Origin of the sequence: Aureimonas frigidaquae, from assembly GCF_001463905.1 — a bacterium.
GTDB lineage: Bacteria > Pseudomonadota > Alphaproteobacteria > Rhizobiales > Rhizobiaceae > Aureimonas > Aureimonas frigidaquae.
The window spans coordinates 1-16,857 of sequence record NZ_BBWR01000018.1; the positions used below are offsets into that span (position 1 = coordinate 1).

Annotated in this window: 10 protein-coding genes; 5 read left to right on the forward strand and 5 right to left on the reverse strand. The window is 65.5% G+C overall.

Annotated elements, in window-relative coordinates:
- The 3 genes from AUL30_RS20025 to AUL30_RS17135 all read left to right on the forward strand — a co-directional run.
- On the forward strand, positions 1–261 hold a 261-nt coding region (locus AUL30_RS20025; protein WP_210173823.1), incomplete at its 5' end, for a hypothetical protein.
- 102 nt (positions 262–363) lie between these two features.
- Entirely contained in the window at positions 364–2,424 is a 2,061-nt protein-coding gene (locus AUL30_RS17130; RefSeq protein WP_157070270.1) for a GAF domain-containing protein, read from the forward strand.
- Positions 2,425–2,613: 189 nt separating this feature from the next.
- A complete protein-coding gene (locus AUL30_RS17135) occupies positions 2,614–4,152 on the forward strand; it encodes a DEAD/DEAH box helicase (protein ID WP_062229129.1) in 1,539 nt (512 codons plus the stop codon).
- A gap of 113 nt (positions 4,153–4,265) precedes the next feature.
- On the opposite strand, the gene mfd is transcribed toward AUL30_RS17135, so the two are convergent.
- Complete coding sequence (gene mfd, locus AUL30_RS17140; RefSeq protein ID WP_062229130.1) at positions 4,266–7,778, reverse strand: transcription-repair coupling factor; 3,513 nt, start codon at positions 7,776–7,778, stop codon at positions 4,266–4,268.
- Complete coding sequence (locus AUL30_RS17145) at positions 7,775–8,071, reverse strand: FAD assembly factor SdhE (RefSeq protein WP_062229131.1); 297 nt, start codon at positions 8,069–8,071, stop codon at positions 7,775–7,777. Before AUL30_RS17145 ends, mfd begins: the two co-directional genes overlap by 4 nt.
- A 151-nt stretch (positions 8,072–8,222) precedes the next feature.
- On the opposite strand from AUL30_RS17145, the gene recG reads away from it, so the two are divergent.
- Complete coding sequence (gene recG / locus AUL30_RS17150; RefSeq protein WP_062229132.1) at positions 8,223–10,328, forward strand: ATP-dependent DNA helicase RecG; 2,106 nt, start codon at positions 8,223–8,225, stop codon at positions 10,326–10,328.
- A 13-nt stretch (positions 10,329–10,341) separates the two neighbouring features.
- On the opposite strand, the gene glmS is transcribed toward recG, so the two are convergent.
- The 3 genes from glmS to AUL30_RS17165 all read right to left on the reverse strand — a co-directional run bounded on the left by glmS (position 10,342) and on the right by AUL30_RS17165 (position 14,402).
- A complete protein-coding gene (glmS, locus tag AUL30_RS17155; protein ID WP_062229133.1) occupies positions 10,342–12,168 on the reverse strand; it encodes a glutamine--fructose-6-phosphate transaminase (isomerizing) in 1,827 nt (608 codons plus the stop codon).
- A 107-nt stretch (positions 12,169–12,275) separates the two neighbouring features.
- On the reverse strand, positions 12,276–13,637 hold the full coding sequence (gene glmU / locus AUL30_RS17160) for a bifunctional UDP-N-acetylglucosamine diphosphorylase/glucosamine-1-phosphate N-acetyltransferase GlmU (RefSeq protein ID WP_062229134.1): 1,362 nt from the start codon (positions 13,635–13,637) through the stop codon (positions 12,276–12,278).
- 27 nt (positions 13,638–13,664) lie between these two features.
- Positions 13,665–14,402: a cytochrome c biogenesis CcdA family protein gene (locus tag AUL30_RS17165; protein WP_083508065.1), complete on the reverse strand. Its 738-nt coding sequence runs from the start codon at positions 14,400–14,402 to the stop codon at positions 13,665–13,667.
- Positions 14,403–14,702: 300 nt separating this feature from the next.
- On the opposite strand from AUL30_RS17165, the gene AUL30_RS17170 reads away from it, so the two are divergent.
- On the forward strand, positions 14,703–16,853 hold the full coding sequence (locus AUL30_RS17170; protein WP_062229136.1) for a TonB-dependent siderophore receptor: 2,151 nt from the start codon (positions 14,703–14,705) through the stop codon (positions 16,851–16,853).
- Positions 16,854–16,857: the final 4 nt, after the last annotated feature.

Genomic DNA, 16,857 nt, shown 5'->3' on the forward strand with positions numbered 1-16,857 from the left:
GCAAGAGCGCAAAAACCCGACCGGATCAAACAGGCATGCCGCCCGATCCAGTCATACCAGAACCAATCAGACCAAACCGGCCCCCTCAGTCCCGTCCAGCGCTCCCGCCGTCTCGATGGCCGTTATTTAGGCGCATCCCGTCCGGGCGTCAACACCCTTTTTCACCCAACCATCATGAAACTTGGAAAGGCTCGAAAAAACAAATGGTTCCCGCCGCGCCGACGTGGCAAGACCTGGATGCGGGCGATGCCGGGGCCATAAAATTCCGCCCTCTCCCGCTATGAATCACCCATCCGAGCGCCAGCTTTGCTACTGGCGCGGAAACCACTAATGTGCGGCCGCTTCTCAACGACGGACTTCAGATTGTCACAGCCCATGCCCGACGACATCGATAGGCCCACTTCGGCGTCGGGCGGCGACCTGCCCTTCTGCGACGCCCGCGAGGCGGCGCTGGCTGCGCTCGAGGCCCTGGACATCCTGGACACGCCGGCAGACGAGAATTTCGACAGGCTGACGCGGCTCGCGACATATATATGCGATGCCCCGGTCGCGCTGGTCAGCCTGGTCGATCGACAGCGGCAATGGTTCAAATCGCGCGTCGGCTTCGAGCCGACAGAGACGCCGCTGTCCCAATCGGTGTGCGCTCATGCGATCCTGCAGGACGGCGTGACGGTCATACCCGATCTCACGCTCGATCCGCGGACGTCTGCCAACACGCTGGTGACAGCGCCACCGCATATTCGCTTCTATGCCGGCGCGCCGCTGCGCGACCGCTCCGGCAATGTTCTGGGAACGCTCTGTGTCATCGACACGGTTCCGCGACCGGGCGGACTGACGAAGCGACAGACCGACGCCCTCGAGACGCTCGCCTCACAGGTCATGGCGCAGATCGAGTTGCGCGGCGTGGTGGCCGAGCGCGGCGAGCTCCTGCGTGCCCTGTCAACGGCGCATGAGCGCGTCTCGGCCGATCTGCGCCAGTTTTCCGCAATGTTCGACGATGCGCCGAGCTTCATGGCCCTCCTGCGTGGGCCGGACCATGTCTTCGAGATGGTCAATCGCGCCTATCTCGGCATTATCGGTCGGACCGATGTCGTGGGTAAGTCTGTGGCGCAGGCGCTGCCGGACGCCGCCGAGCAGGGTTACCTGCAGCTCCTGGACACGGTCTACCGCACGGGCGAAGCCTATACGACATCGGCAGCCCGCTACGATGTCCAGCCAAAGCCCGGTGCGCCGACGATCGAGCGCTATCTCGACTTCATATTCCAGCCAATCCGCGATGCCTCCGGCAGCGTGACGGGGATCTTCGTCGAAGGATTCGACGTCAGCGCACGCGTTCTCCAGATGAAGCGCAGCGACGCCCTGCTCAAACTGGGCGACAGGATCCGTTTGTTGACGGACGTTTCGGCAATCGCGCAAGTCGCTGCCGAGGTGACGGCGGAGACCCTCGGCGCCGCACGGGCCGGCATCGGCACTGTGGACGCAGTCGCCGAGACGGTCGAATTGGCGTCGAACTGGTGCGCGCCCGGGACGGCGGAGCTGACCGGCCTTTACCGGTTTCGTGACTATGGCACCTTCATCAACGACCTGAAAGCCGGACAGGCCGTCATCATTCAGGATGTGAGCGCTGATCCGCGTACCCGTGACAAAGCGAGCCAGTTCGATGAACTCGGCATAGCTGCGCTCGTGAACCTGCCGGTCATCGAACACGGTCAGATCGTGCTGCTGGCCTTCGTGCATTATAAGACGCGGCGCGAATTGACCGAAGAGGATATCGCCTTCATCCGTCAGGTGGCGGACCGCGCGCAATCGGCCATTGCCCGCGCACGCGCGGAAGAGCATCAGCGCATCCTGAACCTGGAACTGAGCCACCGGCTGAAGAACACGCTCGCCACCGTCCAGGCGATCGCTTCACAGACGCTCAGCGGCGTGAGCGAGCGCCCCCTGGTCGATACGTTCCTGCGGCGCCTGCATGCTCTGGCGTCCGCCCATACGGTGCTCCTGCAACAACAATGGGCGGATGCGCCGCTGGACGAGATCGTGGCCGGCGCCCTCGGCACGCTCGGCATCGCCCACCGGGTCAAGGCGAGCGGCCCATCGCTGCGTCTGGGCGCCACGGCAGCCCTCTCCTCCTCCCTTCTGCTCCACGAGCTCGGCACCAACGCCTTGAAGTACGGCGCCTTGTCCAACGACACCGGACAGGTCGAGCTGGCATGGACCATCGAAGACGAAAACGGGGCCGACTCCGTCGTCCTGCGATGGCGCGAACGCGGGGGACCGACTGTATCGGCACCCACGCGCCGCGGCTTCGGCTCGCGCCTTGTCGGACGTGGGCTCCTTGGAATGGGGGGCGCGCAGCAGCTCTACGCCGCGGATGGTCTGGTGGTCCGCCTCTCGGCGCCCCTGGCGCAGCTTCAAAGCAGCTGACGGGCCGCAAAGCGGCCCAAAAGCAAAGAAGACCGAGCCGACTTCCGGCCACTTAGATTCGCGCCCGACAGCACGCCGCAATATTGCCACAACTTGACATGAGCGCCGTCGAGTTCTATGGCCGGGGCTCCTGAAAGCCATCGTGACATTATCCGCGATCGTTCCTACCAAAAGAGATTAGCCGCTTACATGCTATTTTCCGAGCTCGGACTCAGCGCCAAGGTACTGGCGGCCGTCGAGAAGGCCGGTTACACCGAGCCCACTCCCATTCAGGCCCAGGCGATCCCCCATGCGCTCGAGCGTCGAGACGTTCTGGGAATTGCGCAGACCGGCACCGGCAAGACAGCATCTTTCGTGCTGCCGATGCTGACCCTTCTGGAAAAGGGCCGCGCCCGCGCACGGATGCCACGCACGCTCATCATTGAGCCGACACGTGAGCTCGCCGCGCAGGTCGAGGAGTCGTTCGAGAAGTACGGCGTCAACAGCAGGCTGAATGTCGCTCTCCTGATCGGCGGCGTCTCCTTCGAGGATCAGAACCGCAAGCTGGAACGCGGTGTCGACGTGCTCATCGCCACGCCGGGCCGGCTTCTGGATCATTTCGAGCGCGGCCGCCTTCTGATGACGGGCGTCGAGGTGCTGGTGATCGACGAGGCCGATCGCATGCTCGATATGGGCTTCATCCCCGACATCGAGCGGATCTGCAAACTCATTCCCTTCACGCGGCAGACGCTCTTCTTCTCTGCGACCATGCCGCCGGAAATCACCCGCCTTGCGGACCAGTTCCTTCAGAACCCTGTCCGCGTGGAAGTGGCCAAGGCATCCTCCACGGCGCAGACGGTCGAGCAGAAGCTTGTCGCAACCGGCTCCAAGGATTTCGAGAAGCGCGAGACGCTGCGCGGCCTTATCCGCGCCGAAGGCGAGTCGCTCACCAATGCGATCATCTTCTGCAACCGGAAGCGGGACGTATCACTGCTTTTCCGCTCGCTCAGCAAGCACGGCTTCTCCGTCGGCGCCCTGCATGGAGACATGGATCAGCGCAGCCGCACCATGACGCTGCAGGCCTTCCGGGACGATAAGCTGTCCCTGCTGGTTGCCTCCGATGTCGCGGCGCGCGGCCTCGACATTCCGGCTGTCAGCCATGTCTTCAATTTCGACGTTCCGATCCATGCCGAGGACTACGTCCACCGCATCGGCCGGACGGGACGCGCCGGGCGTTCGGGCAAGGCCTATACGCTCGTGTCACGCGGCGATCAGAAGTATCTGGATGCGATCGAAAAGCTGATCGCCAAGGATATCGATTGGGCGGACGGCGATCTGTCCACCGTGGTGGAAAGCCCCGGTGAAGAGAAGGAACGCCGCGGCAAGCGCGGGTCCCGCAAGGACGGCGCGGCGGCGGCGCCTTCGCGCTCGCGCAAGCCCGCCCGCGCGAAAGCCCCGGCCGAAGGCGATGACGCGAGTGAAGCACCGGAGGCTATCGTTGACGAAGCGCCCGTTGCTTCCGACGTGACCGTGTCCACAGACGACAACCTGCCGCCCAAGGACGAGAAGCCGGCACGTGGCCGCGCCGCCCGCCCGCGTGAGGCGGCACGCCCGCAGGCGCCGGTGCAACAGCCGACCGCACAGCCGCAGCGCCCGCAGCGCGGGCGCGACGATGGGCGTGACGACCGCACGACCGTCGGCTTCGGGGACGATATTCCAGCCTTCATGCTGATCCGCACGGCGGGCTGACACTCGCTCCAACGCATCTGTAAAATTTGAAAGGCGCGCCGCCCGGTGCGCCTTTTTTGTTGCCCGAACGGCTGCGGAGGCCATCGGCTCGGCGCGGTCCCGAAACCTGGCTCTCAGGCAGCGGTGTCGGCGACCTTATCGACCATGCGGGCAAGTTGCGTGGCGATGACGGCTGCGCCGTTCAAACGCTGCTCGGGCTTGGCCCAGTCGCGCATCAGGACGATGGACTGGTCGGGCCGAATCTTGGCCGATACGCCCTGTTCGCCGATATAGCGCACCAGTGCCGCCGGGTTGGCGAAGTTGCGGTCACGGAACTGGATGACGAGCCCCTTCGGGCCGGCATCCAGCTTTTCGATATTGGCGCGCCGGCACAGGGACTTGATGAAGACGACTTTCAAAAGATGATCGACCTCATTCGGCAGCGGGCCGAAACGATCGATCAGCTCGGCGCCGAAGGCATCGATCTCCTTGGCGTCGGCAAGCTCGGCAAGGCGGCGATAGAGCGTCATCCGCAGTTGCAGGTCCGGAACGTAGCTTTCCGGGATCATGACCGCCGTGCCAAGGGTGATCTGCGGCGACCAGCTTCCATTGCTTTCGGGCTCCACGCCCTTCATTTCCGCCACGGCTTCCTCGAGCATCTGCTGATAGAGCTCGAACCCCACTTCCTTTACATGGCCGCTCTGCTCCTCGCCCAGTATGTTGCCGGCCCCGCGCTGGTCGAGATCGTGGCTGGCAAGCTGGAAACCGGCGCCGAGCGTGTCGAGCGATTGCAGAACCTTCAGCCTGCGGTCGGCCCCGGCGGTCGGTGTCTTGTTGGCGGGAATGGTCAGGAGGGCGTAGGCGCGCTGCTTGGAGCGCCCGACACGGCCGCGGATCTGGTAGAGCTGCGCCAGGCCGAACATGTCGGAGCGATGGACGATCAGCGTATTGGCAGTCGGGATATCCAGCCCGGATTCCACGATCGTCGTGGACAGGAGAACGTCGTACTGGCCTTCGTAGAAGGCGTTCATGATATCGTCCAGCTCCCCGGCCGGCATCTGGCCGTGGGCGACGGCCACCTTCAGCTCCGGTACTTCCGCCTCCATGAACTCGCGGATCCCGGCAATATCCGACAGGCGCGGCGCCACATAGAAGCTTTGCCCGCCGCGGTAGCGCTCACGCAGCAGCGTTTCGCGCACGACGAGCCGATCGAAGGGTGAAACGAAGGTGCGCACCGCCATCCGGTCGACCGGCGCCGTGGTAATGAGTGACAATTCCCGCACGCCGGTGAGCGCCAGTTGCAAGGTGCGGGGGATCGGCGTTGCGGACAGGGTCAGGACGTGGATGTCGGACTTGAGCTCCTTCAACCGCTCCTTGTGCTTCACGCCGAAATGCTGCTCCTCATCGATGATGAGCAGGCCGAGATTCTTGAAGTCGATGGTCTTGCCCAGGAGCGCATGCGTGCCGACGACGATGTCGACCGTGCCTTCCGCAAGCCCCTTGCGGGTTGCGTTCAGCTCCTTGGCCGTCACCAGCCGCGACGCCTGGGCAAGGTTCAGCGGCAGGCCGCGGAAGCGCTCGGAGAAGGTCTTGTAGTGCTGGCGCGCCAGAAGCGTGGTCGGGACCACGACGGCGACCTGAAGCCCGTTCATGGCCGCGATGAAGGCGGCCCGCAGTGCAACTTCCGTCTTGCCGAAGCCGACATCGCCGCAGACCAGGCGATCCATCGGCCGCCCGGCGCCCAGATCCTCGACCACAGCCTCGATGGCCGCGAGCTGGTCCTCGGTTTCCTCATAGGGGAACCGCGCCTGGAACTCGTCCCACAGGCCCTCGGGCGGCAGAAGCTTGGGCGCGCCGCGCGTTTCGCGCACGGCCGCGATGCGGATGAGTTCGCCCGCCATATCCAGAAGACGCTTCTTCAGCTTGGCCTTGCGCGCCTGCCAGGCGCCGCCGCCCAGCTTGTCGAGCAGGGTTTCGGTCCCCTCGCCGCCATAGCGTGACAGGAGCTCGATATTTTCCACCGGCAGAAACAGCCGGTCGTCGCCGGCATAGCGCAGTTCGACGCAATCATGCGGGGCGCCCGCGGCCTCGATCGTCTTCAGGCCGACGAAGCGCCCGATGCCGTGATCCACATGGACGACGATATCGCCTTCCGCCAGACCGGCGACCTCGGAAATGAAGTCGGCCCCACGCTTGCGCCGCCGCGCGCGCCGGATCAGCCGGTCGCCCAGTATGTCCTGTTCGGCGACAACCGCGATGCGGTCGGTTTCAAAGCCGGATTCCAGCCCCAGGACCGCCGTCGCCACCATATGGCGCCCGTTTTCCAGAGCCTGTTTCAGGCTGTCGGCGGGTTTGATGTTGCCGAGGCCGTGTTCCTCGACGATCTGGGTCAAACGCTCGCGGGAGCCTTCGGTCCAGGCGGCCAGGATCACCTGGCGGCCATCGGCACGCAGGCGCGCGATGTGATCCACCGCAGCGGAAAAGACGTTGACGTCGCCGGCCTGGCGCTCGCCGGCAAAGTTGCGCCCGCGCGCCACGTCGAGGTTGACGATGTCGGTCGCCGCGGCAGCATCCGTCTGTGCATAGGCCGAAAGCCGAACCGGCGTGGTCCCGGCGATGCGGTCCGTGACTTCGTCCAGCGGCAGATACAATTCGTCCGGCTGGACCGGATTGTACGGCACGCCACCGGCGCTTTCCGCCGCCACGCTCTGCCTGCGCGATGCGTAGTAATCCTCGATCAGCTTGCGCCGCTCGCCGAAGGCTTCCATCACAAGATGGTCCAGGACGACGGGGAAGCCGTCGACATAATCGAACAGCGTCTCCACCCGGTCGTAGAAGAGCGGCAGCCAGTGCTCCATGCCAGCAAAGCGCTTGCCCTCCGAGATGGAGGCGTAGAGCCCATCCTCGCGCGCGGGCGCCCCGAACCGCTTAATGTAGTTGCTGCGAAAGCGTGAAATTGCCTCGTCCCGAAGGGACACTTCCGAGACGGGGGCAAGTTCGAAGGTCTTGCGCGTTCCGGTGCTGCGCTGGGTTGCGGGGTCGAAGGAGCGGATCGTCTCCAGCGTATCGCCGAAGAAATCCAGCCGCACAGGGTCATCCTCGCCCGGGGCGAAGAGGTCCAGTATGCCACCCCGGACCGCGAATTCGCCGGCCTCCCGCACGGTCGTGACCCGCTCGAAGCCGCCCAGTTGCAGGGCGTTGACGATATGGCCCATGGAGATGCGGTTGCCGGCCCGGGCGCGGATCGTTTCATCGGCCAGGGTGGCGAGCGGGGGCATTCGCTGCAGCGCCGCATTGGCTGTCGTCAGGATGATGGCGCGGTGCGGCTTCTCGCGCAGCTCGGCGATGGCCGCCATCGCGGCAAGCCTCGTGGCCGCCGTGCCCGCTGAGGGGCCGACGCGATCGTAAGGAAGGCAATCCCAGGCCGGCAGGCTGAGCACGGGCAGCTCGGGCGCCACGAAACGCAGAGCGTCCTCGATCTCTCCCATCCGGCCGCCATCGCGCATGATGAACAGGATCGGCTTGTCGCCACCGCGCAGCCTTGCAATCTCCGCCAGAACGAAGGGAACATAGCCGTCCAGCACGTTGCCGATCGTGACACTGCCGGCCCGGGCGAGCCGCTTCTTCAGGTCCGGCGTCTGGCTCATTGCGCGGACCCTTCCGGCAAGGCGTAGAAATCGCGGATGCGCCGGAAGATCGTCGTATCGAAGTGTGCCGGCACCGCCTCCGTGCCGGTGATCCAGGAGAAGATCTCCCGGTCGGGCTCCTCCATCAGCGCCTCGTAGACATCGAGCTCGGCATCGGTCAACCCGGCCAGCTCGGCATCGGCGAAACGGCCAAGCACGAGGTCCATCTCGCGCGTGCCACGATGCCAGGAGCGGAACAGCGCCTTGCGCCTGCGAATGTCGAGTTCACTGGACGAGAGGTTCGTACCGGACATCGATGTCTTTCCTTCAGAGCGCGCGGGGCCCGGCATCGGACGCGCGGGCAGCCAGCGCGCGAAGAAGCGCGCCGGGACGGGACCATATAGGCATGCGGACGGCTCCTGTCAGCCTTTGCAGCGCGCATCGCCACAGGATATTGGGGTTGTCATGCGCCCATCCACCCTCGACCCCCTCTTTGCTTCCGTGACCAGCCTTCCGGGCATCGGCCCGAAGGTCGGCGGGCTGATGACCGGCCTTATCGCACCGGCCGGCGCCGCCGATGCCAAGGTCCGCGACCTTCTCTTCCACCTGCCGAGCGGGACGATCGACCGCCGGCGGAGGGTGCTTGTGGCCGACGCCCCGGAGGCTGAGATCGTCACGCTGTGCCTGCGCATCGGCCGGCATGCCTATCCGGCCAAGGCAGCAGGCAACCAGCCGGCCCGTATCCTGGCGGAGGACGCCTCGGGCGAGATTACCCTGACCTACTTCCGGCCGAACCGGCCGTGGCTGGAACGGCTGCTGCCAGAGGGCGAGGAGATGATCGTCTCCGGCAAGGTGGAGCGCTTCAACGGCCGCGCCGCCATGGTCCATCCCGACTTCGTCGCCCCGGTCGCCGAGGCGGAGCTCATGGCGCTGGTGGAGCCGATCTATCCGCTGACCGCCGGCCTTGCCGCCCGCACGCTGCGCAAAGCCATCGACGCGGCCCTGGAGCGTGTGCCAGACGTGCCGGAATGGATCGATCCCGAACTCGTCCGGCGGCACGGATTGCCGGCTTTCGATCAGGCCTTGAAGCGGATCCACGCACCGCAGACACCCTTGGACGCGACGCCGCAGGCCCCCGCCTGGCGCCGCCTCGCCTATGACGAGTTCCTAGCAAGCCAGATGGCACTGGCGCTGTCACGCCAGCGTATGCGCAAGACACGCGGCCAGGTCCTGGGTGGCGATGGCACGCTGCGCCGCCGTATCGAAGCGGCGCTGCCCTTCACGCTGACGCAGGCGCAGGCGCAGGCGCTCCGGGAAATCCATGCCGACATGGCCGCGCCGGAGCGTATGATCCGCCTGTTGCAAGGCGATGTCGGTGCCGGCAAGACGGTGGTCGCCCTTCTGGCCATGGCGGCCGCGCGTGAGTCCGGCGCGCAAAGCGCGCTTCTGGCCCCGACGGAAATCCTGGCCCGCCAGCACCATGCCGGCATGGCGGCAATCGCCGAGGCTGCCGGGCTGTCTCTCTGTCTTCTGACCGGGCGCGACAACGGGCGCGCACGCGCGGCCAAGCTGGAAGCCATCGCCTCGGGACAGGTCGATATCGTGATCGGGACGCATGCCCTGTTCCAGGACGATGTCGCCTATGGGCGGCTCGGCCTCGTCGTCGTGGACGAGCAGCATCGCTTCGGCGTGCATCAGCGCCTTCAGCTGACACGCAAGGGCAACGCCCCGGACCTGCTCGTCATGACTGCCACGCCCATTCCACGCACGCTAGTCCTGGCCGCCTTCGGCGATATGGACGTGTCGCGGCTGCATGGAAAGCCAGCAGGCCGCCAGCCGATCACAACCGTTGCCGTCCCTATGGAACGGCTCGGGGAAATCGCCAACCGGGTCGGCCGCGCCATCGAACAGGGCGAGCGTGTCTACTGGGTCTGCCCGCTTGTGGAGGAGTCGGAGAAGAGCGATCTGACGGCCGCCGACGAGCGCTACGCATCGCTCAGGCAATTGTTCGGCGATGCGGTCGGCCTCGTCCATGGCCAGATGTCGGCGGAGGAAAAGGACGCCGCCATGACGGCCTTCAAGTCCGGGCAGACGCGCATCATCGTGGCGACGACCGTCATCGAGGTGGGCGTCGACGTGCCGGAAGCCTCCATCATGGTTATCGAACATGCGGAGCGGTTCGGCCTGTCGCAGCTTCACCAGTTGCGGGGCCGCGTGGGGCGCGGCAGCCGCGCATCGAGCTGCGTACTCCTGTATCGCGGCCCGCTCGGCGAAACCGCCCGGGCTCGGATCGCCATCTTGCGGGAAACCGAGGACGGCTTCCGCATTGCGGAAGAGGATCTGAAACTGCGGGGCGAAGGCGATATTCTCGGCACCCGCCAGTCCGGCCTGCAAAGCTTCCGCATGGCGCGGCTGGACGAGCATGCAGACCTGATGGAGATTGCGCGGGACGATGCGCGCCTGATGCTGACGCGCGATCCGACGCTCGAAACACCCCGTGGCGCCGCCATGCGGCAGCTCCTTTACCTCTTCGGCAAGGACGAGGCCGTCCGGCTGCTCAAGGCGGGCTGACGGCCCTGGACGCTTATTCCACCGTGACGGATTTCGCCAGGTTGCGCGGCTGATCCACATCCGTGCCCATCTGGACCGCGGTGTGATAGGCAAGGAGCTGCAGGGGAATGCTGTAGACGATGGGCGTCAGGATTTCCGGCATCTCCGGCAGGACGAGAAGCCCGATATCCTCCATGCCGGCCGCCCTGGCGCCCTTCGCATCGGTGATCAGGAGGATGCGCCCGCCCCGCGCCGCGACCTCCTGCATGTTGGAGACGGTCTTGTCGAACACCCGGTCATAGGGCGCCACCACGACGACATCCATCGTCTCGTCGATCAGCGCGATTGGGCCGTGCTTGAGCTCACCCGCCGCATAACCTTCTGCATGTATGTAGCTGATTTCCTTGAGCTTCAAAGCGCCTTCCAGTGCCAGAGGATAGGAGAAGCCACGGCCGAGGTAAAGTGCATGGCGCTTGCCGGCCAGGTCGTGGGCGAAGTCTTCCGTCTCACCCTCCAACTGCAGGGCCTCGTTCACGAGCCGCGGCGCCTCCATCAGGATGCGCGTCAGTTCCAGCTCCGCATCCGCATCCAGCACGCCGCGCTGGACGCCGGCATTGACGGCAAGCGCAGCCAGCGCGATCAACTGGCAGGTAAAGGCCTTGGTGGACGCCACGCCGATCTCCGGGCCGGCGAGTGTCGGCCAGGCGACATCGGCTTCGCGGGCAATGGTGGATTCCGGCACGTTGACGAGCGCCGCCGTCTTCAGGCCACAGGATTTTGCGTAGCGCAGGGACGCCAGCGTGTCGGCCGTTTCGCCCGATTGCGAGATGAACAGCGCCAGATCGACATCCTCCAGCGGGCTTTCGCGGTACCGGAACTCCGACGCCACGTCGAGATCGCAGGCGATGCGCGCGTAACGCTCGAAGAAGTAGCGGCCGACGAGCGCGGCGTAGTAGCCGGTGCCACAGGCCGACAGAGCGATGCGGCGAACCTTGGAGAAATCGATCGTCTCACCCTGCGGCAGGCGCGCCCGGCCCGTGGCCATGTCCACATAGGCGCTCAGCGTATGCGAGAGGACCTCCGGCTGTTCGAACATTTCCTTCTGCATGAAGTGGCGGTAATTGCCCTTGTCGACCTGGAACGTGCGGCCGACGGCCCGGCGTACAGGACGTTCGACGCTCCTGCCCTTGGCATCGAAAATCTGCGCGCTGGAGCGTGTCAGAACGGCGTAGTCGCCATCGTTCAGGTAGCGCACCTCGTCGGTGAAGGGCGACAGGGCGATGGCGTCCGACCCCAGGAACATCTCGCCCTCGCCCGCGCCGATGGCGAGCGGGCTGCCGCGCCGGGCGGCGATGAGGAGATCCTCTTCCCCCTCGAACAGGAAGGCCAGAGAAAATGCGCCTTCGAGCCGCGGCAGGATGCGCTCGACAGCCTCACGCGGGGCGGCCCCGCGATCAACCTCACGCGCGGCCAGGACGGCGACGGTCTCCGTGTCGGTATCGCTGGAAAAGCCGTAGCCTTGCGCGATCAGCTCGGCCTTCAATTCGCGGAAGTTCTCGATGATGCCGTTGTGGACGACGGTGACGCGGCCACTGGCATGGGGATGCGCATTGGCGACGGTCGGCGCACCGTGCGTCGCCCAGCGTGTATGGCCGATGCCGATGGTTCCGGGCAGCGGCTCCTGGGCGAGCAGCGCTTCCAGGTTGCGCAGCTTGCCCTCGGCACGGCGCCTGTCCATGCGGCCGCCATCGAGCGTGGCGATTCCGGCGGAATCATAGCCCCGATATTCGAGCCGCTTCAGCGAATCCACGAGCCGTTCCGCCACCGGCCGCGTGCTGATGATTCCGATGATTCCGCACATAGAGCTACTCCGTCTTGTCCACCGCCTGCATAGACGATGTCGCTGCACAGGCAGCGTCACATTTCATGTCGCATCGTATCGCCGCAAAGAGGCTTCGCGCGATGCCGTCAGGCCTTGCCGCTCCGCGCCGCCTTGGCAGCGGCGTTGCGTTCCCGCACGGTGCGTCCGTAGCCATCCTTGTTCACCTGCCGCCCGCGCGCGATGGCCATGGCATCCGGCGGGACATCCTCGGTGACGACGCTGCCGGACGCCACATAGGCGCCATCCCCGATGCGCACCGGCGCGACAAGGGAGGAGTTGGAGCCGACAAAGGCGCCGGACCCAATATCCGTATGGTGCTTGAGCGCGCCATCGTAATTGCAGGTGATCGTGCCCGCGCCGATATTGGCGCCGGCCCCCACGCGGGCATCGCCAATATAGGACAGGTGGTTGATCTTGGCGCCGGCCTCGACCTCCGCGTTCTTGGTCTCGCAGAAATTGCCGACCTTCGCCCCTTGCCCGAGCTGCGTTCCCGGCCGCAGCCGGGCAAAGGGGCCGACGGCGCAGTCCTCGGCGATGGTCACGCCTTCCAGGTGACAGAAGGCATGAATCACGGCCCCGGTGCCGATGCGCACACCCGGGCCGAAGACGACATTCGGCTCGATCACGCAATCGGCGTCCAACACGGTATCGTGGGCCAGAAAGACGCTCGACGGATCGATCATCGTGGCCCCGCCCAGCATGGCCTGTCGCCGCTGGCGGGCCTGCCAGGCGGCCTCGACTTCGGCCAGTTCCACCCGCGTGTTGACGCCGACGAGTTCGGAGGCGTCCGCCTCCAGCGCCACGACGCCGTGGCCGGCCTGACGCGCCAGGGCGACGATGTCGGTCAGGTAGTATTCACCCTTGGCATTGTCGTTGCCGATCGCATCCAGAAGCGGCGCAACCCGGCGACCGTCCAGCACCATGACGCCGCCGTTGCAGAAGGTGATCGCACGCTCTGCTTGCGAAGCGTCCTTCTCCTCGCGGATGGCGTGGAGCTGCCCGTCAGCCACGATCAGGCGGCCGTAGCCTTCCGGACGCTGCGTGTGGAAGCCGAGGACGACGACCCCGGCCCCCGTGCCCAGCAGCGCGCGCGCCGTGCGCAGCGTATCGGCCGTCAGCAGCGGCGTATCGCCGAACAGGACCAGGAGATCGTCGTAACCCTGCGCAATGGCATCGCGCGCCGCCAGGACCGCATGCGCCGTTCCGAGCCGCTCGATCTGCCGATGGAAGCTGGCTGCCGGGAACCGCGCGGCCACGAAGCGCTCGACCGCTTCGCTGTCCCGGCCCGTCACCACGGCCATGGCATCCGCGCCGGCGGCCGCTGCCGCATCGGCGACATGGCCGACCAGCGGCAGCCCGGCCACCGGATGCAGGACCTTGGACATGCCGGAGCGCATCCGCGTGCCTTCGCCCGCGGCCAGGATGATGGAAAGGCAGCTTCTTGTCATGCGTCTCGTTCCGTTCAGGGCGTGTGGTCAGCCAATGGTCTGAAGGGCGGGAAAGGTTTCAAGCAGCCAGAAGGACATGGCCTGCATGCCGCCGGTCAGGAACAGGAGGCCGGTCACGACCAGAAGGCCCCCCATGGCCTTCTCGACCGTGGCGAAATGAGCGCGGAAGCGCCCGGCCAACCGCAGGAACGCGCCCGAGAAGCTTGCCGCCAGAATGAAGGGAATGCCGAGCCCGGCCGAATAGAAGCCGAGCAGAACGGCGCCTTGGCCCACCGTCTGCTGCGTTCCGGCCAGGCCCAGAATGGCCCCGAGAACGGGGCCGATGCAGGGTGTCCAGCCAAAGGCGAAGGCCAGTCCCATCAGATAGGCGCCCCAGAAGCTGCGCGGGCGGTCCGGCGCGGAAAGGCGCACCTCGCGCGAGAGGAAGGACAGGCGGAAGACGCCCAGGAAATTGAGCCCCATCACGATGATGGCGATTCCGGCCAGAATACCGAGAATATCGAGATTGCGCCGCAGGATCTGGCCGATCGTCGAAGCGCCCGCTCCCAGCGCGACGAAGACCGTCGCAAAACCCAGGACGAAGAGCACCGCACTCAGGACGACACGCCCCTGACGCGCCGCCGATACGGCGCGCCCGGCCCGCAGCTCGTCCACCGAAACGCCGGCCATGTAGCAGAGGTAAGGTGGCACAAGCGGCAGAACGCAGGGCGACAGGAACGACAACGCTCCCGCCAGCACGGCGGTGGGATAGGACAGTTCGCCGATCACGGCATCGCGCCTTCAGACTTCATGCCCGGTTCATATCGCGCGGCCCGATCGGACGCAAACGGACCGGATGCCAAATCTACGATAGCGGCAACCGGTCCAGGCCGGCCTCGGGGATGACCCCTGTCTCCGTCCCGCAACACCTCGCCCGGCGCCTCCACACATTCGCCCAAAGGCACCCGAACTAAGTTGACTCGACTTGTCATATTAGTTCTACCGGCACCCAAGAGGTGTCGGTTCCGGGGGCGATGAGCGCCGTTCGGAGGTGCCGGGGCCCCGCTCGATCCGAATGGCGCACATATGACGAACAGCTCGCTTTCCCCTTCCGCCGACCGTTCCCGGCTTCGCGCCTTGGCAGCATCGCTTCTGGCGGGTTGCACGGCTTTGGCGGTGATGCCGCAGGGCGCGCTGGCGCAGGAGCCTGCTCCGGCCGCCGCTGCGGATGGGGGAACGATCGTTCTGGATACGGTCGTCGTCGACAACAGCGACGGCAGCAGCATCTTCGGCGGGGGCTACTATAGCGGGCTGATCGTAGAGGACACGACAGCCGGCAGCCGCATGCCGACCCGCCTTTTCGAGACGCCGGCCTCCGTCTCCGTCATCACGCCGGAAGAGATCGCGCTGCGCAATGCCAGCACCGTCGAAGAGGCGCTCGACTATACGGCCGGCGTCTCGACGGGCTTCTACGGCTCCGACGACCGGTTCGACTTCATTCGCATTCGTGGCCTGGATGCCTATGCGTTCCGGGACGGCCTGCCGCTGGGCCTGCCCTTCGGCGCCCCGCGTGAAGAAATCTACGCCTTCGACAATATCGAGGTGCTGCGCGGCGCCAACTCCACCGGCTTCGGGCTGGCGGCGCCTGGCGGGGTGATCAACTACATCACCAAGCGGCCGCGGCGCGATACGTTCGGAGAGGTCTATGTGACGGGCGGCTCCTTCAACCACAAGGAGATCGGCTTCGACGGCGGCACGAATCTGACGGCGGACGATACGGTCTCGGTCCGCGTCACCGGAAAGCTGCAGGATTCCGACAAGGAATACGATTACTCGAACGACGACGAAAAGTTCTTCCAGGGCGGCATCACCTGGCGGCCGACGGCCTTCACCAATCTCAGCATCGTCTATGATCATCTCAATATCGACAGCGTGCCCGGCAGCGGCGGGCAACCCATCGGCTTCGATTTTCCCCGCAGCGCCTTCTTCGGCGAGCCGTCCTACAACTATCGCGGCACGCAGCGCGACACGGTCAGCCTGTTCTTCGACCATGATTTCGACAACGGCTTCAAGATCGCCTCCACGGCGCGCTATTCCAGCTTGGACAGCGATTTCGGCTACGCCTATATCAGCAGCTCGCCGGTGGCTGGCTCGACCATCGCCAACCGCTCCTTCTTCGGCAATGACAGCGGCTCGGACGTGTTCGTGGCCGATGTGCACGGCCTTTACGAAACGAGCTTCAACAGTGTGAAGAGCCGCACGCTCTTTGGCTTCGAATATCGCGACGCATCGGGGAACAACGACACACTCTTCGGCGCCGCCCCGCCCATCGACGTACGCAACCCGTTCTATACGGGCGGCCCGACCTTGCTGCCGACCATCTCCAGCCAGAAGACGGACCAGCGCACCAAGGCGCTCTATGCGCAGGAGGAACTGACCTTCTTCGACAAGTTCATCGTGACGGCCGGCATCCGCAACGACTGGCTGGACCTCGAACAGACGAACAACTTTACCGACGTCACGCTCTCGGACGATCTCAGCGAAACGACCGGGCGGTTCGGCCTGACCTACCTTCTCACGAACGAAGTCTCGGTCTTCGGCAGCTATTCGGAATCGGTCGTGCCGGCGGCCATCGGCGTGAAGCCCGAGACGGGGGAACAGTACGAGCTTGGCGTGAAGTACCAGCCGGACGCGTTCCCGGCACTCGTGACGGCATCCATCTACGACCTGACGCGCGACAACCTGACCCGCACCGACCCGATCACCCTGCAGCGCGTGCCGATCGGAGAGATCGAGGTGCGCGGCCTGGATATCGAAGCCAAAGCCGAATTGCCTCACAACTTCAACCTGATCGGCAGCTATTCGTACCTGGATTCTGAGATCGTCGAGAACGGGACGCTCGGCAATGAAGGCAACCGCCCGGCCTTCGTGCCTGAGCATATCGCCTCCGCTTTCCTGACCTACACCTTGCCTGGCGCCGGCCGGCGCGGAAACCTGACCTTCGGTGTCGGCGCCCGTTACGAAGGCCAGTACTATTTCGACGATGCGAACACGATCGGCGTCGGCGGCCACACGGAATTCGATGCGGTCTTGGTCTACGAGATCGCCGAGAACGCCACCCTGCAGGCGAATGCCCGCAACCTCTTCGACAAGAAATACGTGGCCTATGGCGGCTTCGGGGCGGATTTCTACAATACCGGGACAGAAGTCGACGTCACCCTGCGCTACACCTGGTAAGGCA